This is a genomic window from Streptomyces sp. TRM49041 (assembly GCF_008271805.1).
Taxonomy (GTDB): domain Bacteria; phylum Actinomycetota; class Actinomycetes; order Streptomycetales; family Streptomycetaceae; genus Streptomyces.
On sequence record NZ_VSRY01000165.1, the window covers coordinates 155,640 to 182,328 of the forward strand.

Sequence of the window (26,689 nt, forward strand, 5' to 3'; positions counted from 1 at the left end):
GGAGGACAACGGTGTTCAGCATGTCCCTGGGCGACGACGGCGCGGAGTTGCGGCCGCTGGAGCCCTGGCAGGCCGAGGAGTACCTGGCCCACATCGACCGGGGCCGCGAGTTCATCGGCCGGTACGTAGGACTCACCGACGTCGTACAGGACCTGCCGTCGGCGCGGACCTTCCTCCAGAGGTACGCCGAGAAGGCCGCCGCCGACACCGGCCGCATCTACGGCATCTGGCAGGACGGCACCCTCGTCGGCGGTGTCCTGTTCCGCATCATGGACGTCGACGCGGGCAACTGCGAGGCGGGCTGCTGGCTGGAGCCCGCCGCAGTCGGCCGCGGCCTGGTCACCCGCGCCGTCCGCGCCATCATCGACTGGGCCGTCGACGTACGCGGCCTCCACCGCGTCGAGTGGCACGTCGACGCCGCCAACACGCCCAGCATCAACGTCGCCAAGCGCCTCGGCATGACCAGGGACGGCGTCATGCGCGAGGAGTACCTCTACCGGGGCGTACGGCACGACACGGAGATCTGGTCGGTCCTCGCCCCCGAGTGGCGTGCCCGACGGGACACCGGGCCCGCCGCGTAAGGCCGTGCGTGCGGCGGCGCGGGTGGCGACGGTCGGACGGTCCTCCGCCTGACGGTCGCACCCGGGCCGCCGCCTCTCATGACACCTCCAGCAGGAGGACCCTGTCGTCACCGGACTCCGGCGTGCCGCGGGTGTCCGTCTCGCTGGTGACCAGCCAGAGCCTGTCCCCGCCTGCCGCCAGCACGGTGCGCAGCCGGCCGTACTCCCCCTCCAGGAATGCCTGGGGCGCCCCCGCGGCCTTCTCACCGGCCAGCGGGACACGCCACAGCCGCTCACCCCGCAGCGCCGCCATCCACACCGAGCCCCGCACCACCGCGATGCCGCTCGGCGACGCCTCGGCCACGCGCCACTGCACCACCGGGTCGACGTAGTCGCGTCCGCCGCCCTTCCCCTCGACCTCCGGCCAGCCGTAGTTGGCACCCGCCTCGATCAGGTTCAGCTCGTCCCAGGTGTTCTGCCCGAACTCGGCCGCCCACAGCCGCTTCTCGGCGTCCCACGCCAGGCCCTGCACATTGCGGTGCCCGTACGAGTACACGACCGAGTCCTCGAACGGATTGCCGTCAGCGGGCTGCCCGTCCGGGGTCATCCGCAGGATCTTGCCGCCCAGCGACGTCTTGTCCTGCGCCAGCCCGGTGTCCCCGGTCTCGCCCGTGCCCGCGTACAGCATCCCGTCCGGGCCGAACGCGATGCGCCCGCCGTTGTGCACCAGACCCTTCGGGATGCCGCGCAGGACGGTGTCGGGCGCACCCAACTGCTGCCCCGCGGGCCGACTCTCGTCGTACAGCATGCGTGCGACGCGGTTGTCGGACTCGGTGGTGAAGTACGCGTAGATCAGGTGGTCCTCGGCGTACTTCGGTGAGAGGGCGAGGCCCATCAGACCGCCCTCCCCGCCCGGCGCCACCCCGGGCACCTCGCCGAGCACGGTCAGCTTCCCGCTCTCGGCGTCCACGCGTGTGATGGTGCCCTCGTCGCGCGAGGAGACCAGCAGGTCCCCGCCCGGCAGCGCGGCCAGCCCCCAGGGCGACTTCAGGCCCTGCGCGACCGTGGACACCACCCGGACCGACCCCTTGGCAGGCGCCGCGGACGGCGAGGCACCGCCCGTCGGCGCGGCGGAGGCGGGTGCCGAGGCCGCGGACGCGGTGGGCGCGGTGGTCGCGGGACCGGCCGTGCCGTTCCCCCCGTCCGCCGAACACCCGGTCGCCGACAGCAGCGCGGCAGCGGCCAACACGGCCGTCACAGCAGGACGTTGCACGGTTCTGTTCCTTCCGGCGGCGGACTGGAGCTCACTCCCGTCTACCCTAGAGACCGCCGCGCCCGCACGGGATCAGCCACGTGGCCGACCGACCCCTGAGGTCACCCGCAGAGCATCGGCCGCAGCCCGCAGCCCGCAGCCCGCAGCCCGCAGCCCGCAGCCCGCAGCCCGCAGGGCCCCAGGCCCCGTCATGGGCCCCAGCGGCCCGTACCCCGGCTTCTCAGCCCGGCCTCCGGCCCCAGGGCCTCAGCCCCTCAGTCCCACGACCCGCGCGCCGGCGGCAGCCGCCCGATCTCCGCCAGGTCCCGCGCCGTCAGCGACAGCGTGGCCGCCCGGGCGTTCTCCACCGCCCAGCGCTCCCGCTTCGTACCCGGCACCGGAACGACATGCCGCCCCTGCGCCAGCGCCCACGCCAGCGCCACCCGTGCCGGGGTCACCCCGGCCGCCGGGCCGCCGTGCCGTTCGGCGACCCGGCGCAGCCCGGCGACCAGCGGCTGGTTCGCGGCCATCATCTCGGCGGTGAACCGAGGGTGCCGGGCCCGCAGGTCCTCCGGCTCGAAACCGCCGCCCGGGGTCAGCGTCCCGGTCAGGAAGCCGTTGCCCAGGGGCATCGCCGCGAGGAACCCCACGCCGCGCGCCGCGCACCACGGCAGCAGCCGGGCCAGCGCCTCGGGCGACCACACGGACAGCTCCGCCTGTACGGCGCTCACCGGGAACACCTGCTGGACCCGCTCCAGCTGCCGAATCGTTCCGTCGTACAAGTCGTACGAACCGCGCCGGGACCCCCGTACGCCCACCGCGCACCACCCCAGCGCCCGCACCTTCCCCGCCGTCACCAGCTCCGCCAGTGCGCCCCAGGTCTCCTCGACCGGCACCTCCGGGTCCGCCCGGTGCAGCTGGTACAGGTCGATCACATCCGTCTGGAGCCGCCGCAGCGACGCGTCGCACGCCCGGCGCACATAGGACGGCCGCCCGTTCGCCACGATGTGTCCGTCGCCCACCAGCAGCCCGCACTTGGTCGCGACGAACGCTTCCGCGCGGCGCTCCTTGAGGACCCGCCCCAGCAACAGCTCGTTGGTGAACGGCCCGTACATGTCCGCGGTGTCGAGCAGGCTCACCCCGGCGTCGAGCGCGGCGTGCACGGCGCGCAGCGAGCGTTCGCCGCGCTGCTGTGAGGCACTGTAGGCCCAGCTCATCGGCATACAGCCGAGGCCGACCGCCCCCACTTCCAGCCCGGTCGCCCCGAGTGTCCTGCGCTCCAACTCCCCGTACCTCCCTGTGCCGCACCCCCAAACTAACCAATCGCGCGCGGGCCGCTTCGCCTAGCTAGCCTCCTGGGCATGACTGCTGACGTTGCCGCCGATGTGTGGCTGCCCATCCCGGCCGACGAGATCGAGGGCCTGCCGGACCCGTCCACGGCCGGACTCGCCTACCGCTTCTGGGACGGCGGCCCCGACCTCCCGGCCGACCCGGCCCAATGTGCCTTCTACGTGGTCCCGTACATGAAGGGCACGGAGATCGCCGTGCGGCCGATGGCCGCGATGACCACGCTGCGGGTCGTGCAGACCCTGTCGGCCGGCGTCGACCATGTGACGCCCGGACTGGTGGACGTTCCGCGAGGGGTGGCGCTGTGCAACGCCAGGGGCGTCCACGAGACCAGTACGGCGGAGCTCACCCTCGCGCTCGTCCTGGCCTCGCTGCGCGGCATCCCCGGCTTCGTACGAGGCCAGGACCGGGAGGAGTGGCGGGCCGGGTTCTACCCGTCGCTCGCCGACAAGGCCGTACTGATCGTGGGGTACGGATCGATCGGCGCGGCGATCGAGGACCGGCTCGCGCCGTTCGAGTGTGCGCGGGTGGTGCGCGTCGCGCGCTCCGCCCGCACCACCGAGCGCGGGCCCGTGCACGCGCTCACCGATCTGCCCGCGCTCCTCCCCGGGGCCGACGTGGTGATCCTGTCCACCCCGCTCACCGCCGACACCCACCACCTCGCCGACGCCGAGTTCCTGGCTCGCATGAAGGACGGCGCGCTGCTGGTCAACGTCGCCCGCGGCCCGGTCGTCGACACCAAGGCCCTGCTCGCGGAGGCCGAGAGCGGACGCATCACCGCGGCCCTCGACGTCACCGACCCCGAGCCGCTGCCGGCCGGGCACCCGCTGTGGCACGCTCCGGGAGTGCTGGTCAGCCCTCATGTCGGCGGCTCCACCTCGGCGTTCATGCCACGCGCCAAGCGGCTGATCGCCGAACAGCTGACCCGCTTCGCCGCGGGAGAGCCACTGCGCAACACCGTCCTCACCACCGGCTAGCCGCCAGGCCCGGGCCGCGGCGCCGTGCCCGTCCCGGCGGCCCGTGCCCCGGCCGGGTACCAGGGGCACGTTCCATGTGCAGGCCCCCGGGGGAATGTACCCGCGCCCATTGCCTGCGGTCCTTGCGTCCGGACCGATACGCTCCGGAGTGAAATGCCTGCACTGTGTGTCCATAGGCGTCTTGATCGTCACACAGTGTATAGAGTCCCTGTCCCTGAGTGACGAACCTGGTGTATCGTCGCGACTCGGGGGTGCGTCGGGCACGGGCAGACAGGCGCCGGGGAACGACGCGAGCCGACGTGGTTGCCGATCAGAATCCGAGGGGGGCGACAGGCGATGCGCGGTCGATGCAGCGAAGATCCGAAGCGGCGGGGTGGCCGGACCTACCGGACGGGAATCTTCCCGACGGGAGCCTTCCGGTGAGCGCCCCCGGCATGGTCATCGACCGCAGGTCGGTCACCGGCGGCGGACCGGGCGGAGGGCCGGGCCGAGGGCCGGGCGGAGGCGCGGGCGGCACGACGGGACAACTCCTCCTCGCCCTCCTCTGCGCCGGGTACGCGACCGGCGCGCTGTTCGGCTGGGGATCCGAGGAACTGGCCCTGATCATGGGTGACTTCGGGCTCAGCGCCGCCGCCCTCGCCGCAACCGTCTCGTGCCTCCGCTATGCGTGCGCGCACGGCAGCCGCTTCCGGCCCGCCTGGCTGCTCTTCGCGTTCTCCTCCGCCATGGCCGCCGTCGGCAACGCCGTCTGGGGCTGGTACGAGGTGGTGCTCGACCGGCCGGTGCCCAGCCCGTCCCTCGCCGACCTGTTCTTCCTGCTCTTCGCGCCACCGGCGATCGTCGGCCTGCTCGTCCTCGCCAAGCGCCCGGTCACCTGGGCCGGCTGGGTCTGCCTCGGCCTGGACTCCTGGCTCATCGCCGGATCCCTGCTCACCCTCTCCTGGAGCCTCGCCCTCGCGCACACCGCGCGCTTCGAGGGCGAGAGCGTCGCCCACACGGCCCTCTCGCTCGCCTATCCGCTGCTCGACATCGTGCTCGTAAGCATGGTCCTCGCGCTGCACTTCCGGCGCTCCAAGGGCAACTGCTCCGCGGTCCACACCGCCATCGCGGCCCTCGCTCTGACGGTCCTGTGCGACGCCCTGTTCACGTCCCCGCTGCTGCGCGACACCTACCGCTCCGGGCACCTGCTGGACGCCGGCTGGTTCGCGGGCTCGCTGCTCCTCGCGTACGCCCCATGGGGGGCGCGACGCAGGACCGCCGAGGCGCCGCCGCCCCAGCGCGGGCCGCGCCGGCAGCGGCCCTCCGGCCGCCCCATCGCCGGATCGCTCGCCGCCCTCACGCCGTATCTGGCGGCCGCGGTCTGCACGCTCAGCATCCTGTACTCCGTCATCGAGGGCCGCCGAGTGGACCGCGTCGTCGTCTTCACCGGCTGTACGGTCGTGCTCGCCCTGGTCGTCCGGCAGGGCATCATGCTGCTCCACAACATCTCCCTCACACAGGAACTGGCCCAGAAGGAGAACCACTTCCGCTCTCTGGTCCAGAGCTCCAGCGACGTCATCATGATCGCCGACCCGAGCGGAGTCCTCCGCTATGTGAGCCCCGCCGCCGCCGGTGTGTACGGACGGGACGCCGACGAGCTCATCGGTACGGAGCTGGCCGCCCTTATCCACCCCGACGACCTCGGCGGGGTCGTCCACGAGGTGCGGCGGTTCCTCACCGCCCCGCCCTCCGAGGAACCCACGACCCGCATCGAGTGCCGCTTCAGGTCCGGCGCCGGCGACTGGCTGAACGTCGAGTCGACCGTGAACCGCCACCAAGGCGGCCTGATCTTCAACAGCCGCGACGTCACCGAGCGCGTCCGGCTCCAGGCCCAGCTCCAGCACAACGCCGAACACGACCCGCTCACCGACCTGCCCAATCGCGCCCTGTTCACCCGGCGTGTCCGCCAGGCCCTCAGCGGCCGCCGCTCCGGCGACTCCGGCACCGCCGTGCTCTTCATCGACCTCGACGGTTTCAAGGGCGTCAACGACCGCCTCGGCCACCAGGCCGGCGACGAGCTGCTGATCCAGGCCGCCCGCCGCCTCCAGGACTCCGTGCGGGCCGGGGACACCGCCGCCCGGCTCGGCGGCGACGAGTTCGCCGCCCTCATCGCCGGGGACGCCGGCCACGACCCGGCCGCCCGCGAGTTCCAGGTCCACGAGATCGCCGACCGGCTCCGCCTCAGGCTCTCCCAGCCGTACCAGGTGGACGGCACCGAGGCGCGGGTCGCCGCGTCCATCGGCGTCGCCTTCGCCGAGCCCGGCATCAACGCCGGTGACCTCCTGCGCAACGCCGACCTGGCCATGTACCGGGCCAAGGCGGGCGGTAAGAACCGCGTCGAGTTGTACGCCCCGCAGATGCAGGCCGAGGTCGTCCGCCGTACCGAACTGGCCGCCCGGCTGCGCACCGCCCTGCACGACGGCGAGTTCGCCCTGCTGCACCAGCCCGTCGTAGACCTCGCCACCGGCCGGGTCGCCGCCGTCTCCGCCCAGGCCCGCTGGCGCTCGTCCCAGGGCATCCTGTTCACCCCCGCCGAGTTCCTCCGGGTCGCCGAGGACGGCGGCGAGCGCACCGCCGAACTCGGCCGGTGGATGCTGGAGGAAGCTGTCGAGCAGGCCGCCGAGCGCCACCGCCTCGGCCACCACGCGCCCGTGTCGGTGCGCGTCCCGGCCCGCCGCCTCCTCGACCGCTCCATGCCGCCGGCCACTGTCGAGGCGCTGCTCACCCGGCACGGACTGCCCTCCGGCGCTCTGATCGTCGAGCTCGCCGACAGCGACCCCAGGATCTCCTTCGACGAGCTGGAACAGCGCCTCGTGGCCCTCCGCAGGCTCGGCGTCCGGATCGCCCTGGACGGCTTCGGCAGCGGCTATGCCGCGATCAACGCCCTGCGCAGGCTCCCCGTCGACATACTGAAGCTCGACCGGGGCCTCGTGGAGGGCGTGGTCGAATCCGCCCGGCTGTACAAGATCACCAACGGGCTCCTCAGGATCGCCGGCGACCTCGGACTCCTGTCCGTGGCCGAAGGTGTGGACGTGCCCGAGCAGGTGCTGGCCCTGCGCGCCATGGGCTGCACGCACGCGCAGGGGATGGCCTTCGCCGGCCCGGTCGACGAGTACCGGCTGCGCCGCGCCCTGGTCAGGGACGAGTTCCCGGTCCCCGGCGGGGTGCCACAGCCGGTGCTGACCGGCGGTGCGCCGCCGCCCGGCGCTCTTCCACCAATGCGCTCACATAATGAGACGCGCGTCCCACCCACTTGACACTGATGGTGCGCCGGGTGGAGGGTCAGTGCCATGCGCACCCGAATTCTCGTACTTGGAAAGCGCGTCGGCTGAGCAGGTTCCGACATGGCCCTGCGGATCCACCCCGGCGCGCTCCCCTCGCTTGCCTCACGGCACGAGGGGTTTTTTGTTGCACCGGCACCCCGCGACAGACCCTGACAGACCCTGACAGACCCGCCAGAAACCCTCGCCAAACCCTCAGCTTCGAGAAGAGATTGCCGATGACCGAGCAGGCCACCGGGGCCCATCACCCGCAGCCGCGGCCCCGTTCCGGCGGACAGCCCTCCGCCACCGTTGAGCACGTCACGGGCGCCCAGTCCCTCATCCGCTCTCTCGAGGAAGTCGGCGCCGACACGGTATTCGGCATCCCCGGTGGCGCCATCCTGCCCGCCTACGACCCGATGATGGACTCCACCCGGGTCCGCCACATCCTGGTCCGTCACGAGCAGGGCGCGGGTCACGCCGCCACCGGCTACGCGCAGGCCACCGGCAAGGTCGGCGTCTGCATGGCCACCTCCGGCCCCGGTGCCACCAACCTGGTCACCCCGATCGCCGACGCGCACATGGACTCCGTTCCCCTCGTCGCGATCACCGGCCAGGTCTCCTCCAAGGCGATCGGTACCGACGCCTTCCAGGAGGCGGACATCTGCGGCATCACCATGCCGATCACCAAGCACAACTTCCTGGTCACCAAGGCCGAGGACATCCCGCGGACCATCGCCGAGGCATTCCACATCGCCTCCACCGGCCGCCCCGGCCCCGTCCTCGTCGACATCGCCAAGGACGCACTCCAGGCGAAGACCACGTTCAGCTGGCCGCCGCAGACCGATCTGCCCGGCTACCGCCCGGTGACCAAGCCGCACGCCAAGCAGATCCGCGAGGCCGCCAAGCTGGTCACCCAGGCCAAGCGCCCCGTCCTGTACGTCGGCGGCGGCGTCCTCAAGGCCGGTGCCACCGCCGAGCTGAAGGTCCTCGCCGAGCTGACCGGCGCCCCCGTCACCACCACGCTGATGGCCCTGGGCGCCTTCCCCGACACGCACCCCCTGCACGTCGGCATGCCCGGCATGCACGGCTCCGTCACCGCCGTCACCGCCCTGCAGAAGGCCGACCTGATCGTCGCGCTCGGCGCCCGCTTCGACGACCGCGTCACCGGCAAGCTCGACAGCTTCGCCCCGTACGCCAAGATCGTCCACGCGGACATCGACCCCGCCGAGATCGGCAAGAACCGCGCCGCCGACGTCCCGATCGTCGGTGACGCCCGCGAGGTCATCGCCGACCTGGTCCAGGCCGTCCAGGCCGAGCACACCGCGGGCCACACCGGTGACTACAGCGCCTGGTGGAACGACCTCAACCGCTGGCGCGAGACCTACCCCCTCGGCTACGACCAGCCCGACGACGGCACCCTCGCCCCGCAGCAGGTCATCCAGCGCATCGGCGAGCTGGCCCCGGAGGGCACGATCTTCGCCGCGGGCGTCGGCCAGCACCAGATGTGGGCCGCCCACTTCATCGACTACGAGCAGCCCGCCACCTGGCTCAACTCCGGCGGCGCCGGAACCATGGGCTACGCCGTCCCCGCCGCCATGGGCGCCAAGGCCGGCATGCCCGACCGCGCCGTCTGGGCCATCGACGGCGACGGCTGCTTCCAGATGACCAACCAGGAGCTGGTCACCTGCGCCCTGAACAACATCCCGATCAAGGTCGCCATCATCAACAACGGCGCCCTCGGGATGGTCCGCCAGTGGCAGACCCTGTTCTACAACCAGCGCTACTCCAACACCGTCCTGCACTCCGGGCCCGAGACGGACGGCACCGCGTCCCACAGCGGCTCCGCCGCGGGGCCGAGCGCCGGCACCCGCGTCCCCGACTTCGTGAAGCTCTCCGAGGCCATGGGCTGCGTCGCCATCCGCTGCGAGCGCCCCGAGGACGTGGACAAGGTCATCGCCGAGGCCAACGCCATCAACGACCGCCCCGTCGTGGTCGACTTCATCGTCCACGAGGACGCCCAGGTGTGGCCCATGGTCGCCGCCGGCACCTCCAACGACGAGGTCATGGCCGCCCGCGGTGTCCGCCCCGACTTCGGCGACAGCGAAGACGACTGAGGCCGAGAGAGCAGTCAGGAAGAGGAACGACACACATGTCCAAGCACACGCTCTCCGTCCTGGTGGAGAACACCCCCGGCATCCTCGCCCGGATCGCCGCCCTGTTCTCCCGCCGCGGCTTCAACATCGACTCGCTCGCCGTCGGTGTCACCGAGCACCCCGACATCTCCCGCATCACCATCGTGGTCAATGTCGAGGACCTGCCGCTGGAGCAGGTGACCAAGCAGCTCAACAAGCTGGTCAACGTCCTGAAGATCGTCGAACTCGAGCCCAGCGCCGCCATCCAGCGCGAGCTCGTCCTGGTGAAGGTCCGGGCAGACAACGAGACCCGCTCCCAGATCGTCGAGATCGTCCAGCTGTTCCGCGCCAAGACCGTGGACGTCTCACCCGAGGCGGTCACCATCGAGGCCACCGGATCGAGTGACAAGCTGGAAGCGATGCTCAAGATGCTGGAACAGTTCGGCATCAAGGAACTCGTCCAGTCCGGCACGATCGCCATAGGGCGTGGTGCCCGGTCCATCACGGACCGGTCGCTGCGCGCTCTCGACCGCTCGGCCTAGTCCGCGTAGCGAGACCCCTCAACGTCCACGTCCCTCCCCACCGTACGGTGGGACGCACAACCAGAACACCCAAGGAGAAACCCAGTGGCCGAGCTGTTCTACGACGACGACGCCGACCTGTCCATCATCCAGGGCCGCAAGGTCGCGGTGATCGGTTACGGCAGCCAGGGCCACGCCCACGCGCTGTCGCTCCGCGACTCCGGTGTCGACGTCCGCGTCGGTCTGCACGAGGGCTCCAAGTCCAAGGCGAAGGCCGAGGAGCAGGGCCTGCGCGTCGTCACCCCGGCGGAGGCCGCCGCCGAGGCCGACGTCATCATGATCCTCATCCCGGACCCGATCCAGGCCCAGGTCTACGAGGACTCCATCAAGGGCAACCTCAAGGACGGCGACGCGCTGTTCTTCGCCCACGGATTCAATGTCCGCTTCGGCTTCATCAAGCCCCCGGCCGGCGTGGACGTCGCGCTGGTCGCCCCGAAGGGCCCGGGCCACCTGGTCCGCCGCCAGTACGAGGAGGGCCGCGGCGTCCCCGCGATCGCCGCCGTCGAGCAGGACGCCACCGGCAACGCCTTCGCGCTGGCCCTGTCGTACGCCAAGGCGATCGGCGGCACCCGTGCGGGCGTCATCAAGACGACCTTCACCGAGGAGACCGAGACCGACCTGTTCGGTGAGCAGGCCGTGCTGTGCGGCGGTACGTCCGCGCTGGTCAAGGCGGGCTTCGAGACCCTCGTCGAGGCCGGCTACCAGCCGGAGATCGCCTACTTCGAGTGCCTCCACGAGCTGAAGCTGATCGTCGACCTGATGTACGAGGGCGGCCTGGACAAGATGCGCTGGTCGGTCTCCGAGACCGCCGAGTGGGGCGACTACGTCACCGGCCCGCGGATCATCACCGACGCCACCAAGGCCGAGATGAAGAAGGTCCTCGGCGAGATCCAGGACGGCACGTTCGCCAAGAACTGGATGGACGAGTACCACGGCGGTCTGAAGAAGTACAACGAGTACAAGACGCAGGACTCCGAGCACCTGCTGGAGACCACCGGCAAGGAGCTGCGCAAGCTCATGAGCTGGGTCGACAACGACGAGGCGTGAGCCTCGCGGCCGCGGGGCCGGGCACACGCCCGGCCCCGCGGCCGTCCTCTCCCTCTCCCCCTTCCTGATTCCTGCCGTTCGGAGGCTTGTCCACGGCGTCCAGCCTCGTGTGGGTGATCCTGCCGACCAGGCGCAGAAAGCGACCCGTGCCGCTACTACACTGAGGCTCACTCCCGGGCCGGTGTGACCGGCGGTTCCGGGGGTCCCGGGGTCCGCCCCGGGAGACCGGGGGCAGCCCCGGAAACAGCCCTGCACACCTATACGCGTCAGGCCCACAGCGTCGTGCGTCTTCCACGCGGCAAGCCCCCTCCACCGCCTGCGGCCGTCGGGACGGCCGTCCGCACTGGACTTGTGAGGACCTCACGTGAGCTCGAAACCTGTCGTACTCATCGCTGAAGAGCTGTCGCCCGCCACCGTCGACGCGCTCGGGCCCGACTTCGAGATCCGGCACTGCAACGGCGCGAACCGCGAGGAGCTCCTCCCCGCCATCGCCGATGTGGACGCCATCCTGATCCGCTCCGCCACCAAGCTCGACGCCGAGGCCATCGCCGCCGCGAACAAGCTGAGGGTCGTCGCCCGCGCGGGCGTGGGCCTCGACAACGTCGACGTGTCCGCCGCCACCAAGGCCGGCGTGATGGTCGTCAACGCCCCGACGTCCAACATCGTCACCGCCGCCGAGCTGGCCTGCGGCCTGCTCGTCGCCACCGCCCGTAACATCCCGCAGGCGAACACCGCCCTCAAGAACGGCGAGTGGAAGCGCAGCAAGTACACGGGCGTCGAGCTGAGCGAGAAGACCCTCGGTGTCGTCGGCCTCGGCCGCATCGGCGTGCTGGTCGCCCAGCGTATGTCCGCCTTCGGCATGAAGGTCGTGGCCTACGACCCGTACGTCCAGCCGGCCCGCGCCGCGCAGATGGGCGTCAAGCTGCTCTCCCTGGACGAGCTGCTCGAGGTCTCCGACTTCATCACCGTCCACCTGCCGAAGACCCCCGAGACCCTCGGCCTCATCGGCGACGAGGCGCTGCACAAGGTCAAGCCGACCGTCCGCGTCGTCAACGCCGCGCGCGGCGGCATCGTCGACGAGGAGGCGCTGTACTCGGCGCTGAAGGAGGGCCGCGTGGCCGGCGCGGGCCTGGACGTGTACGCGAAGGAGCCGTGCACCGACTCCCCGCTGTTCGAGCTGGACCAGGTCGTGTGCACCCCGCACCTGGGCGCGTCCACGGACGAGGCGCAGGAGAAGGCCGGCATCGCCGTCGCCCGCTCCGTCCGCCTCGCCCTCGCCGGCGAGCTCGTCCCCGACGCGGTCAACGTCCAGGGCGGCGTCATCGCCGAGGACGTCAAGCCGGGCCTGCCGCTGGCGGAGCGCCTCGGCCGCATCTTCACCGCCCTCGCCGGCGAGGTGGCCGTCCGCCTCGACGTCGAGGTGTACGGCGAGATCACCCAGCACGACGTCAAGGTGCTGGAGCTCTCGGCGCTGAAGGGCGTCTTCGAGGACGTCGTCGACGAGACCGTCTCGTACGTCAACGCGCCGCTGTTCGCCCAGGAGCGCGGCGTCGAGGTGCGGCTCACCACGAGCAGCGAGTCCCCCGACCACCGCAACGTCATCACGGTCCGCGGCACCCTCGGCGACGGCGAGGAGGTCGCCGTCTCCGGCACGCTGGTCGGCCCCAAGCACCTCCAGAAGCTCGTCGCGGTCGGCGACTACGACGTGGACCTCGCACTGGCGGATCACATGGTGGTCCTCCGCTACGAGGACCGTCCGGGCGTCGTCGGCACCGTCGGCCGCATCCTCGGCGAGGCGGGCCTGAACATCGCGGGTATGCAGGTCGCCCGTGCGGAGGAGGGCGGCGAGGCGCTCGCGGTCCTCACCGTCGACGACACGATCCCGCAGCCGGTCCTCACGGAACTCGCCGCGGAGGTAGGCGCGACGTCTGCCCGCTCGGTCAACCTGCGCTGACCCTCGCCCGCCCCGATCCGCCCGGCGCCCCCGCCCCCGCAGCTCTCTGCGGCCGGGGGCGCCGCGCGTTCCCCCTCCGGGCCACGGAGGCAGCGGCACCCGCGGTGCTCAGAGACGGTGGGCCTTCAGGGCCATGTGCAGGAGCAGCCGGTCCTCGCCCCGGTCCAGGTCGAGGCCGGTGAGCTGTTCCACGCGGGAGAGGCGGTAGTAGAGGGTCTGCCGGTGGATGCCCAGGGCCGCCGCCGTGCGGCCCGCCTGGCCCGCGTGGTCGAGGAACACCTCGGCCGTCCGGGCGAGTTCGGCGTGCGCCGGGGAGAGCAGCGGGCGCACGGCGGGGTCGTCGGCGGTCGCCGTCGGCAGGGCGGTCAGCAGCCGGTACGGGCCGATGGACGCCCAGGGCGCGACCGGGCCCAGGAGCGGCTGGGCCAGCGCCGCGCGGGCGGCCGACGTCGCCTCCGCCCAGGCCGCTGCCAGCTCCGGCAGGCCGCGCCGGGGGGCGGCGATCCCGGCGACGGCGCCCGGGCCGGCCGTGTCGCACAGCCGGGTGCCGGCCGTCAGGGCGGGGGAGAGGGCGTCGGCGGAGCGGAGGCGGACCAGGGCGCCCAGCGCGTGTCCGCCCGGCCGTCCCGGCGCGGGCTCGCCCGAGCCGTGCTCGCCCGAAGGGTGCTTGCCCGACGGGCGCCCGCCCGGCGCGTGTCCGCCCGGCGCGTGTCCGCCGGGCGCGTGTCCGCCGGGCGCCCACGGCAGGGTGCACAGGGCCGCCGCCCCGGGGGCCGTACGTACCGAGGGGCTGTCGCCGCCCGGCCACGGCGCGACGCACACCAGGGCGTGCAGCCCGTCCGCGCCCGGGCCCAGCGCCGTACGCAGCGCGGCCAGCGCCAGGTCGTACTGCGAGCCCCGCTCCGCCGTCAGCGCCGCCCGCAGCTCCCGTGACAGGTCGGCGCCCGCCCGCTCCTCGTCCGCCAGCTGCGCGCCGATCCGGGACGCCACCTCCATGGCCGCCGCCAGCCGCTCCGGCGACGGGCGCGGTGAGGCGTCCAGCAGCCAGACGTAGCCGAGGGCCACGCCCCGGTGCCGCACCGGAAGGCAGAGCCGGTCCCGGTACACGCCCGCCTCCGGGGCGGCCGGGATCCGGACCGGGCCGGTCGCGCGGGCGATACCGAACCCCTCGAACCAGGCCCGCACCGCCGGCGTGGACTTCCGGGTCAGGATCGAGCGCGTACGGACCGGGTCCATCGCGGTGGTGTCGTCGCTGTCGTGCGCCCCGAAGGCGATCAGCCCGAAGTCCCGGTTCTCCAGCGTCGCCGGGGCCCCCAGCAGCGCCGAGATCTCGTCGACCAGCTCTTGGTAATCGCCCTTCACCCGGACATTCTCCCACCCGCTTCAGACAGATGTCTGAGATCCGCGGCACGGATGCGTGACAGCTGTCGATGGCAGACGCCCGGGGCGATCCTTAGGTTTCACGGTGGTTCTCCGTGCTGTTTCCGATTGGTCGGGTCGCGGCCGTTTCCGTCCCGTTCCCCACCCCTGTTCGTGGAGGTGCCCCGTGCTGGGTCCCGTGATCCTCGCCGCGTCGCGCAGCGACAAGATGCGCCGCCTTGTGTCCGCGGCCCCGGTGACCAAGCCGGTCGTCGACCGGTTCATCCCGGGCGAGACGGTCGACCAGGTCGTCCCCATCGTCACGGACATGGCGGACAAGGGCCTGGAAGTCACCCTCGACGTCGTCGGGGAGGACATCACCAGGCCCGAGCAGGCCACCGCCGCCCGTGACGCCTACCTCCAGCTCGTCGAGCGCCTGAAGCCGCTGGGTCTGGAAGCCTGTGCCGAGATGTCCGTCAAGCTGTCGATGTTCGGCCAGGCGCTGGAGGGCGGCCATGAGCTGGCCCTCGCGAACGTCCGCCCCGTCGTCGAGGCCGCCGCCGCGATCGGTACGACGGTTACGCTGGATGCGGAGGACCACACCACGCTCGACTCGATGTTCGCCATCCACGACGAGCTGCGGAAGGACTTCCCGGAGACTGGCTGCGTCATCCAGTCGTACCTCTTCCGCACCGAGGACGACGCCCGCCGCCTCGCCGCGAACGGCAGCCGCGTCCGCATCGTGAAGGGCGCCTACAAGGAGCCGTCGTCCGTCGCGTTCCAGGACAAGGCCGAGGTCGACAAGGCATATGTCCGCATCCTCAAGATCCTCATGGCGGGCGAGGGCTACCCCATGATCGGCTCGCACGACCCGCGGCTGATCGCCATCACACAGGAGCTCGCCCGCCGCGCCGGGCGCAAACTGGATGAGTACGAGTTCCAGATGCTGTACGGAATCCGCAGCGAGGAGCAGGTCCGGCTCGCCGCCGAAGGACACCGGATGCGCGTCTACACGGCGTACGGGACGGACTGGTACGGATACTTCATGCGCCGCCTCGCGGAGAAGCCGGCCAACCTGCTCTTCTTCGCCCGCTCGATGATCACCAAGAACTGATCCCGTAGCCCTCAGGGCCGAGTCCCTCCCACCCTCACCAAAGGAGCAACGAGACCCATGGACGCTGTGACCCAGGTCCCCGCCCCGGTCAACGAGCCGGTGCACGGCTACGCCCCCGGTTCCGCGGAGCGCACCCGGCTGGAGGCCAAGCTCAAGGAGCTGGCCGAGAACCCCATCGACCTGCCGATGACCATCAACGGCGTCAAGCGCCTGGGCGGCGGTGAGCGGGTGAACGTCGTCCAGCCGCACAACCACCAGGCCGTCATCGGCACCTTCGCGAACGCCACCCAGGAAGACGCCCAGGACGCCGTCGACGCCGCCCTGGCCGCCGCGCCGGGCTGGCGCGCGATGTCCTTCGACGACCGCGCCGCGATCTTCCTGCGCGCCGCCGACCTGCTGGCCGGCCCGTGGCGCGAGACGCTGGCCGCCTCCACCATGCTCGGCCAGTCGAAGACCGCCCAGCAGGCCGAGATCGACACGCCCTGCGAGCTGATCGACTTCTGGCGCTTCAACGTCAAGTACGCCCGTGACCTGCTCGCCGAGCAGCCGCCGGCGAACTCCCCCGGTGTGTGGAACCGCCTCGACCACCGCCCGCTGGAGGGCTTCGTCTACGCGATCACGCCGTTCAACTTCACCGCGATCGCCGGCAATCTGCCCACCGCCCCCGCCCTCATGGGCAACGTGGTGGTCTGGAAGCCGTCCCCGACGCAGACCCACGCCGCCGTGCTGCTCATGGAGCTGCTGGAGGACGCCGGCCTGCCCAAGGGCGTCATCAACCTCGTGACGGGCGACGGCATCGCCGTCTCCGAGGTGGCCCTGAACCACCCGATGCTCGCCGGTATCCACTTCACCGGCTCGACGAAGACCTTCCAGCACCTGTGGAAGACCGTCGGCAACAACATCGAGAAGTACCGCTCCTATCCGCGCATCGTCGGCGAGACGGGCGGCAAGGACTTCGTCGTCGCGCACCCGAGCGCCGACCGCGCCGTCCTGAAGACCGCGCTGACCCGCGGCTCCTTCGAGTTCCAGGGCCAGAAGTGCTCCGCCACCTCGCGCGCGTACATCCCGGCCTCGATCTGGAACTCCGGCTTCAAGGAGGAGTTCGCGGCCGAGGTCGACGGCATCCGCATGGGTGACGTCACCGACCTGTCGAACTTCGTCGGCGCCGTCATCGACGAGCGCGCGTTCGCCAAGAACAAGGCCGCGATCGACCGGGCGAAGCAGGATTCGAGCTGCACGATCGTCGCCGGTGGCACGTACGACGACTCGGTCGGCTACTTCGTCCGCCCGACCGTCGTCGAGTGCACGGACCCGGAGAACGAGGTCTTCACGACCGAGTACTTCGGCCCGTTCCTCGCGGTGCACGTGTACGAGGACGACCAGTACGACGCCATGCTGGAGCAGATGGAGTCGGTGTCGGCCTACGCGCTGACCGGCTCGGTCATCTCCAGGGACCGCGCCGCCGCCGCGTACACGATGGACAAGCTGCGGTACGCCGCCGGCAACTTCTACATCAACGACAAGTCGACCGGCGCCGTCGTCGGCCAGCAGCCCTTCGGCGGCGGCCGCGCCTCCGGCACCAACGACAAGGCCGGTGCCCCGCAGAACCTGATGCGCTGGACGCTGACCCGCGCGATCAAGGAGACGCTGGTCCCGCCGACCGAGTACGGCTACCCGCACATGGGCTGACGCCCGCCCCGGCCCGCACGGCCACCCGGCCCGCACGGCCACCCGGCCCGTAAGGGCCCCTGAACACCGCCCCCCTCCGGTCCCCCCACCGGACGGGGGCGGTTCTCATGTCGCACGACGCCCGTGACGACGGCGCGATCGCACCCTTGTCGCACTGATGCGTTCATGTCAAATTCCTTCACGGTAGCTCCCCACCCGCCACCGACGAAGGAGACCCCTGGCATGAGACGCACCACCCGTGCGCGCATAGGTCTTTCCGCCCTGCTCGTCGTCGCGTCCCTCGGCCTCGGCGCCACCCCGGCCGGAGCCTCGGACGCGCCCACCCCCACCCCCACCCCCACCCCCACACCCGCCCCCGCCCCGGACGCCGCGAGGCTCCACACCCTCGACGCCGCCCTCGACCGCACCCTCGGTGACGACAGCGCGGGCACCTACGTCGACGCCATGACCGGCCGGCTCGTCGTCACCGTCACCAGCGACGCCGCCGCCGCGAAGGTCCTGGCCGCGGGCGCGACCCCGAAGCGGGTCCGGCGCGGCGCCGGCCGGCTCGACGCCGCCATGGCCGCGCTGGAGAACCAGGCCAAGATCACCGGCACCTCGTGGGGTCTGGACCCGCGCACCAACCAGATCGCCGTCGAGGCCGACTCCTCCGTCACCGCGCGCGACATGGCCCGCCTCCGCAAGGTCGCCGCATCGCTCGACGGCGCCGTACGCGTCACCCGCGTACCCGGTGTCCTCAAGCGCGAGGTCGCGGGCGGCGACGCCGTCTACGGCGGCGGTTCACGCTGCTCGGCCGCCTTCAACGTCGCGAGGAACGGCGTGCGGTACTTCCTGACGGCCGGGCACTGCACCAACATCTCGTCGTCCTGGTCCGCCACCTCCGGCGGGTCCTCCATCGGCGTCCGCGCGGGCAGCAGCTTCCCGACCAACGACTACGGCATCGTCCGCTACACCACCACGAGCAACACGGCCGGCCGGGTCAACCTCTACAACGGCGGCTACCAGGACATCGCCTCCGCCGCCGACGCCGTCGTCGGCCAGTCCATCCGCAAGAGCGGCTCCACCACGAGGGTGACCAGCGGCACCGTCACCGCCGTGAACGTCACCGTCAACTACAGCAGCGGCCCGGTGTACGGCATGGTCCGTACGACCGCCTGCTCGGCCGGCGGCGACAGCGGTGGCGCCCACTTCGCCGGCAACGTCGCGCTCGGTATCCACTCCGGCAGCTCCGGCTGCTCGGGCACCAACGGCTCGGCCATCCACCAGCCGGTACGGGAGGCCCTCGCCGCGTACGGCGTGAACGTGTACTGACGCCGGGGCGAGCGGCGTCACCCCGCTGACACGGCCCCGCCCGCACCCGGTCCGGCCGATCCGGTGCCGGGCGCGGGCGGGGCCTGCGAGAGTGGACGGTATGACCGACCGTCTGCGTACCGCCCACACCTACGAGTTGAAGTCCGCCATACTCGACGAGTTCCGGGCCGTGGTCCGCGACGCCTTCCACGGTGACTTCACCGACGAGGACTGGGAGCACGGGCTCGGCGGCGTGCACGCGTACATCGAGGACGGCGACGGGCGGATCGTCGCGCACGGCAGCGTCGTCATGCGCCGCGTCGTCCACAGCGGCCACGCCCACCGCGTCGGATACGTCGAGGGCGTGGCCGTACGGGCGGACCGGCGACGGCAGGGCCTGGGTGCCCAGGTCATGGCGGCGCTGGAGGAAGTGATCGACGGGGCGTACGACTTCGGCGCCCTGTCCGCGTCCGACGAGGGCGCCCCGCTCTACCGCGCGCGCGGCTGGCAGCTGTGGAACGGCCGGGTGGAGGGGTACGGCCCGCAGGGCGTGTCCCACCTGCCGGACGAGGAGGACTGTACGTATCTCCGCCCGGCCGCCGGGCGTCCCCTCCCCGCCCCCGAGGACGGATCCCTGCAGTTCGACTGGCGTGACGGCGACCTGCTCTGAACCTCGTGCGGCGCTTCCCGGCCGATGTCTCCGTCTCAGATAGTAGGAAGTCCGAGTAATTGTGGAGACAGCCGCGCCGCGCTCGCTTAGCTTTGTAGGAGCCGAACGTCTCGCTCCATCAGCGAATGGCGGTCGAGAGCGCGATGCCCCCTGGCAGGCAACCCCTGCGGCAGTGCTCCCCGCCCCTTCCGGCGCCTTCACTTCCCTCATCTGAAGGAGTCGATCACCATGGCCACTGCCACCGCCGTTCGTCGTGTCCGCCACGCCGGCACCCGCCCCACCGACGCCGAGCGCAAGAACGCCGCCGCCGCCCTCCAGCGCGCCCTCGACCGCCGTGACAACGGCGGCTCCACCGGCCACTGAACCGCCGTCGGCCGCCACTGACCGCCGCCGTCCGGCGCCTCGCCGTCGTCCATATGGTGGACGGCGAGTGTCAGGCAATGGGACGAAGAGTAGGGTGCCGCCATGTCTCGCAGCCTCAATCTCGCAGTGATCCCCGGTGACGGCATCGGCCAGGAAGTCGTGGCCCAGGGACTCAAGGTCCTTCGCGCGGTCCTCCCGCAGGATGTGAAGCTGGAGACCAAGGAGTACGACCTCGGCGCCCGGCGCTGGCACCGCACCGGGGAGACCCTCCCCGACGCGGAACTCGACGCGCTCAAGGAGCACGACGCGATCCTGCTCGGCGCGATCGGCGACCCGTCCGTGCCGTCCGGCGTCCTGGAGCGGGGCCTGCTGCTGAAGCTCCGCTTCGCCTTCGACCACTACGTCAACCTGCGCCCGTCGAAGCTCTTCCCGAACACCGCGACCCCGCTGGCGGGCCGCCCCGAGATCGACTTCGTCGTCGTACGCGAGGGCACCGAGGGCCCGTACACCGGCAACGGCGGCAGCCTCCGGACCGGCACCCCCGCCGAGGTCGCCACCGAGGTCAGCGTCAACACGGCGTACGGCGTCGAGCGTGTCGTCCGTGACGCGTACGAGCGGGCCAACGCCCGCCCGCGCAAGAAGCTGACCCTGGTCCACAAGAACAACGTCCTCGTCTACGCCGGCCACATGTGGAAGAACATCTTCGACAAGGTGGGCGAGGAGTACCCCGAGGTCACCACCGACTATCTGCACGTCGACGCCGCGACGATCTTCTTCGTCACGCAGCCGGAGCGGTTCGACGTCATCGTCACCGACAACCTCTTCGGTGACATCCTCACCGACCTCGCCGCCGCTGTGACCGGCGGTATCGGCCTGGCCGCGTCCGGCAACGTCAACCCGGCGGGCGAGTTCCCGTCGATGTTCGAGCCTGTCCACGGCTCCGCGCCCGACATCGCGGGCCAGGGCAAGGCCGACCCCACCGCGACGATCCTCTCCGTCGCGCTGCTGCTCCGGCACCTCGGCCACGAGACCGAGGCCGCCCGCATCGAGGAGGCGGTCGCCGCCGACCTCACCGAGCGCTCGGCCGCCGTCACCCGCACGACGGACGAGATCGGCGACGCGCTCGCGGTACGAGTAGCGAGCTGACCCGTCGACTGAAGATCATCAGACACAGCCGCCGGGTCGCCACCGCACCCGGCGGCTTCTCCTGTGCCGCCGCCGGGTGCCACCATCGAACCCAGGACCGCGGTCACACCCATTTCCCAGCCATGGCCCCCCGGGCGATAATCGAACGTGGGGCCGCGGCATGCGGTAATGCTCGGACGTCCTAGCAGCAGCAGCGACAGCGGCTGGCACGGCGTGAGCGCGGTCCGTCACACACAACCGGTGAAGGACACAGCACTCATGACGACGCCCACGACGATCGAGCTCAAGCCCTCCTCGAACCCGCTGTCCGCCGTGCAGCGCGAGGCGATCCTGGCCAACCCCGGCTTCGGCCGCCACTTCACCGACCACATGGTGACGATCAAGTGGACGGAGGGGCGTGGCTGGCACGACGCCCAGCTCTCCCCGTACGCTCCGCTGTCCATCGACCCGGCCAACATGACCCTGCACTACGCGCAGGAGATCTTCGAGGGCCTCAAGGCGTACCGCCGCCCCGACGGCTCCGTCTCCCTGTTCCGCCCCGAGGCCAACGCCGAGCGCTTCCAGCTCTCCGCGCGCCGCCTCGCCATGCCTGAGCTCCCGGTCGAGACGTTCGTCGCGGCCTGTGACGCGCTGGTCAGGCAGGACGAGGCGTGGGTCCCGCCGCACGGCGGCGAGGAGTCCCTCTACCTGCGCCCCTTCATGATCGCCAACGAGGTCGGCCTGGGTGTCCGCCCGGCGAACGAGTACCTGTTCATCGTCATCGCCTCGCCGGCCGGCGCGTACTTCCCCGGTGGCGTCAAGCCCGTCTCGGTCTGGCTCTCCGAGAACTACGTCCGCGCCGTCCCCGGCGGCATGGGCTTCGCCAAGACCGGCGGCAACTACGCGGCCTCCCTGCTGGCCCAGGCCGAGGCCGCCGAGAAGGGCTGCGACCAGGTCGTCTGGCTCGACGCGCTGGAGCACCGGTGGGTCGAGGAGATGGGCGGCATGAACCTGTACTTCGTGTACGGCGACCGCATCGTCACCCCCGAGCTCACCGGCTCGCTCCTGGCGGGCATCACTCGCGACTCGCTCCTCCGGGTCGCCCGCGACCTGGGCTACGCGTCCGAGGAGGGCCGTATCTCCACCGACCAGTGGCGCCGCGACACCGAGAACGGCACCCTCACGGAGGTCTTCGCCTGCGGCACCGCCGCGGTCATCACCCCGGTCGGCACGGTCAAGTCCACCCAGGGCGACTGGACCCAGGGCACCGGCGAACCGGGTGAGGTCACCCTGAAGCTCCGCAAGGCCCTCCTGGACATCCAGACGGGCGCGGCGGAGGACGTCCACGGCTGGACGCACCGCGTGGCGTGAGTCCGCTGCCGGGAGGGGCGGGGTGGGGGAGGAGAGCGCCGCGGGCGCCCCGCCCCGACCCCGCCCCTTCCGCACGTCAGGACGTCACGGTCTCCCGCTCCGTCACGCCCGCACCCCCGGCGCGGCCCCCCGCCCCTCACCCGGCGTCAAGCGGCACAGGCGACCCCGCCCACCGGCCCCGACAGGATGAAGCTGCAGTCGACCCCGGCTGAGACCGCCGCCCCCGGGCCCCACGCGCCCGTGGCCCGCGCGTGCCATCCGCCCTGGAACCAGTACACGCCACCCCTGGCCCGCCGTTTCAGCACCTGCGGCGCCTCCGTGTCGTAGACGCCGCGGCAGCGGAGGTGTCCCAATTCGTGAGCCATTCGTGTCCCGTCATTTTAGAGTGATGCTCAATGATTGCGCCAATGTGCTCAGTGAACGCTTTCCCTTCTGATGTCTCAGGGTTAGAGTGATGCTCTAATTCATTGTCGGGCACGCCGGAGGTGTGAAGCACGTGCGACTGACCCCCACGGAACGCGACCGGCTGCTGCTCTTCGGTGCCGCCGAACTCGCCCGCGCCCGCCGCGCCCGTGGACTGCGGCTCAACGTCCCCGAGGCCACGGCGCTCATCGCGGACACCGTCTGCGAGGCGGCCCGGGACGGCCGGCGCCTCGCCGAGGCGATAGCGGCGGCCCGCTCGGTCCTCGGTCCGGACGATGTGCTGCCGGGCGTCGCCGACGTCGTCACCGAGGTCCATGTGGAGGCCGTCTTCGACGACGGCTCCCGCCTCGCGGTGGTCACGGACCCCATCGGGGCACCCACCGGCGGCGAGAACGCCCCCGGCGCCCTGCTGCCCGGCCCCGGCTACGCCGACCTCCTGCCCGAGGTGAGGCTCGCCGTCCGCAACACCGCGGCCGTGCCGATCAGCGTGACCTCGCACTTCCACTTCTTCGAGGCCAACCCGCGGCTCCGCTTCGACCGGGCGGCGGCGTACGGCATGCGGCTGTGCATCCCGGCCGGCTCGTCCATGCGGTTCGACCCGGGCGGTGAGGCCGAGGTGGAGCTGGTCCCCATCGGCGGCGACCGGACGGCCATCGGCTTCGCCGGCCTGGTGGACGGCCCGCTGGACGCGCCCGGCGCGAAGGCGGAGGCGCTGCGCAGGGCGGTGGCCTGCGGCTACCTGGGCGCCGGGACGGAGACCGGAACGGAAACCGGGACCGGAACGGAAACCGGGGCCGGGACCGGGGCCGGGGCCGGAGCGGAGGAGGGCGCGTGATGGACCCCTACGAGTACGCATCGGTGCACGGCCCGCGCACCGGCGACCGCGTCCGCCTCGGCGACTCCGGACTGACCGTACGGGTCGAGTCCGACGCCCAGAAGCCCGGCGACGAGTTCCTCGCCGGCTTCGGCAAGACCGCCCGCGACGGGCTCCATCTGAAGGCCGCCGCCGTCCGCGAGACCTGTGACGTGGTCATCAGCAACGTCCTCGTCGTCGACGCCGTGCAGGGCATCCGCAAGGTGTCCATCGGCATCCGCGAGGGCCGCGTCCACGCCATCGGCCGCGCCGGGAACCCCGACACCCTCGACGGCGTCGACGTCGTCGTCGGCACGGGCACGAGCATCGTGTCGGGCGAGGGCCTGATCGCCACGGCGGGGGCGGTGGACACCCACGTACACCTGCTGTCCCCCCGCGTCATGGAGGCGTCGCTGGCCTCCGGCGTCACCACGATCATCGGCCAGGAGTTCGGCCCGGTGTGGGGCGTCGGCGTCAACTCGCCCTGGGCACTGCGCCACGCGTTCAACGCATTCGACGCCTGGCCGGTCAACATCGGCTTCCTCGCGCGCGGTTCCTCCTCCGAGCAGGCGCCGCTCGTCGAGGCAATCGCCGAGGGCGGCGCCTCCGGTTTCAAGGTCCACGAGGACATGGGCGCCCACACCCGGGCGCTGGACACCGCCCTGCGGGTCGCCGAGGAGCACGACGTCCAGGTCGCCCTGCACAGTGACGGCCTCAACGAGTGCCTGTCGGTGGAGGACACCCTGAAGGTCCTGGAAGGCCGGACGATCCACGCCTTCCACATCGAGGGCTGCGGCGGGGGACACGTACCCGACGTCCTGAAGATGGCGGGCGTACCGAACGTCATCGGCTCCTCCACCAACCCCACCCTCCCCTTCGGCCGGGACGCGGTCGCCGAGCACTACGGAATGATCGTCTCCGTCCATGACCTGAAGACCGACCTGCCCGGCGACGCCGCCATGGCCCGCGACCGGATCAGGTCCGGGACGATGGGCGCGGAGGACGTCCTGCACGACCTCGGCGCCATCGGCATCACGTCGTCGGACGCACAGGGCATGGGAAGGGCCGGCGAGACCGTACGCCGGACCTTCGCCATGGCCGGGAAGATGAAGGCCGAGCTGGGCCCGCTGGACGGCGACGGCGACGGCGACGACAACGCCCGCGTGCTGCGCTACATGGCCAAGCTCACCATCAACCCGGCGATCGCCCACGGACTCGCGCACGAGGTCGGCTCGATCGAGGTGGGCAAGCTCGCCGACATCGTGCTGTGGCGGCCGGAGTTCTTCGGCGCGAAGCCACAGCTCGTACTCAAGTCCGGCTTCCCGGCGTACGGGGTGGTGGGCGACCCGAACGCGGCCACCGACACCTGCGAACCCCTTGTGCTCGGCCCGCAGTTCGGCGCACACGGCACGACGCCAGCGGACATCTCGGTCGCGTTCGTGTCGGGCGCGGCGGCCCAGCTGGGCGGCGACTCGATGCCGACCCGCCGCCGCAGGGTCCCCGTGCGGGGCACCCGGGGCATCGGCCCCGGTGACCTTCTCCTCAACTCCCGTATCGGAGAAGTGGCCGTGGACGGCCGCACGGGCCTGGTCACCCTCGACGGCGACCCGGTCCGCTCCGAACCCGCCGACTCCGTCTCCCTCAACCGCCTCTACTTCCTCTGAGGACCACTCCATGACCTCGCGTACGACCCCCGGCTTCCGCATGCCCGCGGAGTGGGCTCCCCACGAGCGCACCTGGATGGCCTGGCCCAGCCCCAACCCCACTTTCACCGACGCCGAGGAACTGGCCGAGGCCCGCGCCGCCTGGGCGGCGGTCGCCCGCGCGGTACGCCGCTTCGAACCGGTGACGATGGTGGTGGCCCCGGGCGACGCCCCCTCGGCGCGCGCGCTGCTCGGCGACGGCATCGACCTGGTGGAACGGGACCTGGACGACGCCTGGATGCGGGACATCGGCCCCACGTTCGTCACGGACGGCACCGAACTGGCCGCCGTGGACTGGGTGTTCAACGGCTGGGGCGCGGCGGACTGGGCCCGCTGGGAACACGACGCGAAGATCGCCCGCCATGTGGCGGACGCGGCGGGCGTCGCCGTACACCCCTCGCCCCTGGTCAACGAGGGCGGCGCGATCCACGTGGACGGCGAGGGCACGGTCCTTCTCACCGAAACCGTCCAACTGGGCCCGGAGCGCAACCCCGGCTGGACCCGTGCCCAGGTCGAGGCCGAGATCCACGCCCGGCTCGGCACCACCAAGGCCATCTGGCTGCCCCGCGGCCTGACCGGCGACTACGGCATGTACGGCACCCGCGGCCATGTCGACATCGTCGCCGCCTTCGCCCGCCCCGGCGTCGTGGTCGCCCACACCCAGCCCGACCCGGCCCACCCGGACCATGAGCTGTGCAAGGCGAACGTCGCCCTCCTGCGCTCCCGGACCGACGCCCGCGGCCGCGCCCTGGAGGTCGTCGAGGTCCCGGCCCCGACGGTCCTCCAGGAGGACGGCGAATGGGTCGACTACTCCTACATCAACCACTACATCTGCAACGGCGGCGTGGTGCTGTGCGCCTTCGACGACCCACGCGACGAGATCGCCGCGGGCATCTTCCGCCGCCTGTTCCCCGATCGCACGGTCACCCTCGTCGACGCCCGAACGATCTTCGCGGGCGGCGGCGGCATCCACTGCATCACCCAGCAGCAGCCGAAGCTCTGAGAAAACCCGCTGGTCAGGCCATGGGCCCGGGTGACAGCCTGCGCCCATGCCCGAGCCCCTGCACGACGGTTACAGCCTCACCCACCACTACGCCCTGCCCGACGACGCCTGGCAGGTGGAGCTGAACGCACCTGACGGCACCATCCTGGCGATCGGGGTCGTCCCCGACGAGGACCCGGAGCGTGAACCCTCGCTCGTCTTCAACGAGCGGGCGGGGCACCGCCGTGTTCCGTACGAGGTGATGCGCAGGTTCATGGACGAGGTGGCGGACGAGATACAGCGCTGCCGGGCCTGGACGACGCTCCCGCCCGCCGCCGTGAACTCGGTCGTCGCACTGCGCGATGTGATGTACGACGGCTGGGCCGACGCGGACTACCCGGCGCTGCTCACCCTGCTCTCCGAGGCGTTGCCCCCGGACCAGGTGGTGGCTGTCGTACGGGAGGTGCTGAGCGCCGACGCCGACACCGTCACCGCCGACCTGGCCGCGCCGCGCGAGGTTACCGCCCGCGCCCTGGCCGACCTGCGTGCGCGCATGACCGAGGCGGGCTGGAGATCAGGTACAACGTACGAGTGA

21 protein-coding genes are annotated in these 26,689 nt (G+C 71.7%); 18 read left to right on the plus strand and 3 right to left on the minus strand.

What is annotated here, in order from left to right; translation table 11 throughout:
- Positions 1–11 precede the first annotated feature (11 nt).
- Complete coding sequence (locus FVS66_RS28675; protein WP_149184134.1) at positions 12–581, plus strand: GNAT family N-acetyltransferase; 570 nt, start codon at positions 12–14, stop codon at positions 579–581.
- Positions 582–657: 76 nt separating this feature from the next.
- On the opposite strand, the gene FVS66_RS28680 is transcribed toward FVS66_RS28675, so the two are convergent.
- Positions 658–1,833: a PQQ-dependent sugar dehydrogenase gene (locus FVS66_RS28680; protein WP_262387270.1), complete on the minus strand. Its 1,176-nt coding sequence runs from the start codon at positions 1,831–1,833 to the stop codon at positions 658–660.
- A gap of 254 nt (positions 1,834–2,087) precedes the next feature.
- Positions 2,088–3,095, minus strand: a complete 1,008-nt coding sequence (locus FVS66_RS28685; RefSeq protein ID WP_149184135.1) for an aldo/keto reductase — start codon at positions 3,093–3,095, stop codon at positions 2,088–2,090.
- A 78-nt stretch (positions 3,096–3,173) separates the two neighbouring features.
- Between FVS66_RS28685 and FVS66_RS28690 the strand changes: the two genes are divergently transcribed.
- The 6 genes from FVS66_RS28690 to serA all read left to right on the plus strand — a co-directional run bounded on the left by FVS66_RS28690 (position 3,174) and on the right by serA (position 13,152).
- Positions 3,174–4,136 carry a 2-hydroxyacid dehydrogenase gene (locus tag FVS66_RS28690; protein WP_149184136.1) on the plus strand — a complete coding sequence of 321 codons (963 nt, stop codon included), beginning with the start codon at positions 3,174–3,176 and terminating at the stop codon, positions 4,134–4,136.
- A gap of 419 nt (positions 4,137–4,555) precedes the next feature.
- Positions 4,556–7,432, plus strand: coding sequence for an EAL domain-containing protein (locus tag FVS66_RS28695; RefSeq protein WP_262387271.1), 2,877 nt, complete (start codon positions 4,556–4,558; stop codon positions 7,430–7,432).
- A 242-nt stretch (positions 7,433–7,674) separates the two neighbouring features.
- Positions 7,675–9,552, plus strand: coding sequence for an acetolactate synthase large subunit (locus FVS66_RS28700; RefSeq protein ID WP_149184138.1), 1,878 nt, complete (start codon positions 7,675–7,677; stop codon positions 9,550–9,552).
- Positions 9,553–9,587: 35 nt separating this feature from the next.
- A complete protein-coding gene (ilvN, locus tag FVS66_RS28705; protein WP_023586410.1) occupies positions 9,588–10,112 on the plus strand; it encodes an acetolactate synthase small subunit in 525 nt (174 codons plus the stop codon).
- Positions 10,113–10,196: 84 nt separating this feature from the next.
- A complete protein-coding gene (gene ilvC, locus FVS66_RS28710; RefSeq protein ID WP_149184139.1) occupies positions 10,197–11,198 on the plus strand; it encodes a ketol-acid reductoisomerase in 1,002 nt (333 codons plus the stop codon).
- A 364-nt stretch (positions 11,199–11,562) separates the two neighbouring features.
- Complete coding sequence (serA, locus tag FVS66_RS28715) at positions 11,563–13,152, plus strand: phosphoglycerate dehydrogenase (RefSeq protein ID WP_149184140.1); 1,590 nt, start codon at positions 11,563–11,565, stop codon at positions 13,150–13,152.
- A 108-nt stretch (positions 13,153–13,260) separates the two neighbouring features.
- Here the strand turns inward: serA and FVS66_RS28720 are convergent, their stop codons facing one another.
- Entirely contained in the window at positions 13,261–14,514 is a 1,254-nt protein-coding gene (locus FVS66_RS28720) for a helix-turn-helix domain-containing protein (protein ID WP_149184141.1), read from the minus strand.
- Between the two features lie 184 nt (positions 14,515–14,698).
- Between FVS66_RS28720 and FVS66_RS28725 the strand changes: the two genes are divergently transcribed.
- From FVS66_RS28725 to FVS66_RS35275, 11 genes are all read left to right on the plus strand, one after another.
- Positions 14,699–15,625, plus strand: coding sequence for a proline dehydrogenase family protein (locus tag FVS66_RS28725; RefSeq protein WP_149184142.1), 927 nt, complete (start codon positions 14,699–14,701; stop codon positions 15,623–15,625).
- Positions 15,626–15,682: 57 nt separating this feature from the next.
- Positions 15,683–17,314: an L-glutamate gamma-semialdehyde dehydrogenase gene (gene pruA, locus FVS66_RS28730; RefSeq protein WP_149184143.1), complete on the plus strand. Its 1,632-nt coding sequence runs from the start codon at positions 15,683–15,685 to the stop codon at positions 17,312–17,314.
- A gap of 222 nt (positions 17,315–17,536) precedes the next feature.
- On the plus strand, positions 17,537–18,625 hold the full coding sequence (locus tag FVS66_RS28735) for a S1 family peptidase (RefSeq protein WP_149184144.1): 1,089 nt from the start codon (positions 17,537–17,539) through the stop codon (positions 18,623–18,625).
- A gap of 100 nt (positions 18,626–18,725) precedes the next feature.
- On the plus strand, positions 18,726–19,274 hold the full coding sequence (locus FVS66_RS28740; protein ID WP_149184145.1) for a GNAT family N-acetyltransferase: 549 nt from the start codon (positions 18,726–18,728) through the stop codon (positions 19,272–19,274).
- Between the two features lie 228 nt (positions 19,275–19,502).
- Positions 19,503–19,637, plus strand: coding sequence for a hypothetical protein (locus FVS66_RS36305; protein ID WP_262387272.1), 135 nt, complete (start codon positions 19,503–19,505; stop codon positions 19,635–19,637).
- Positions 19,638–19,739: 102 nt separating this feature from the next.
- Complete coding sequence (locus tag FVS66_RS28745) at positions 19,740–20,783, plus strand: 3-isopropylmalate dehydrogenase (protein WP_149184146.1); 1,044 nt, start codon at positions 19,740–19,742, stop codon at positions 20,781–20,783.
- A 258-nt stretch (positions 20,784–21,041) separates the two neighbouring features.
- The gene (locus FVS66_RS28750; protein ID WP_149184147.1) at positions 21,042–22,133 is read left to right on the plus strand and encodes a branched-chain amino acid aminotransferase; all 1,092 of its coding nucleotides are present in this window, start codon (positions 21,042–21,044) and stop codon (positions 22,131–22,133) included.
- Positions 22,134–22,629: 496 nt separating this feature from the next.
- Positions 22,630–23,391: an urease subunit gamma gene (ureA, locus tag FVS66_RS28755; protein WP_149184148.1), complete on the plus strand. Its 762-nt coding sequence runs from the start codon at positions 22,630–22,632 to the stop codon at positions 23,389–23,391.
- Positions 23,391–25,073: an urease subunit alpha gene (locus FVS66_RS28760; protein WP_149184149.1), complete on the plus strand. Its 1,683-nt coding sequence runs from the start codon at positions 23,391–23,393 to the stop codon at positions 25,071–25,073. Before ureA ends, FVS66_RS28760 begins: the two co-directional genes overlap by 1 nt.
- A 10-nt stretch (positions 25,074–25,083) precedes the next feature.
- A complete protein-coding gene (locus FVS66_RS28765; RefSeq protein WP_149184150.1) occupies positions 25,084–26,115 on the plus strand; it encodes an agmatine deiminase family protein in 1,032 nt (343 codons plus the stop codon).
- A 46-nt stretch (positions 26,116–26,161) separates the two neighbouring features.
- Positions 26,162–26,689: a hypothetical protein gene (locus FVS66_RS35275; RefSeq protein WP_187645733.1), complete on the plus strand. Its 528-nt coding sequence runs from the start codon at positions 26,162–26,164 to the stop codon at positions 26,687–26,689.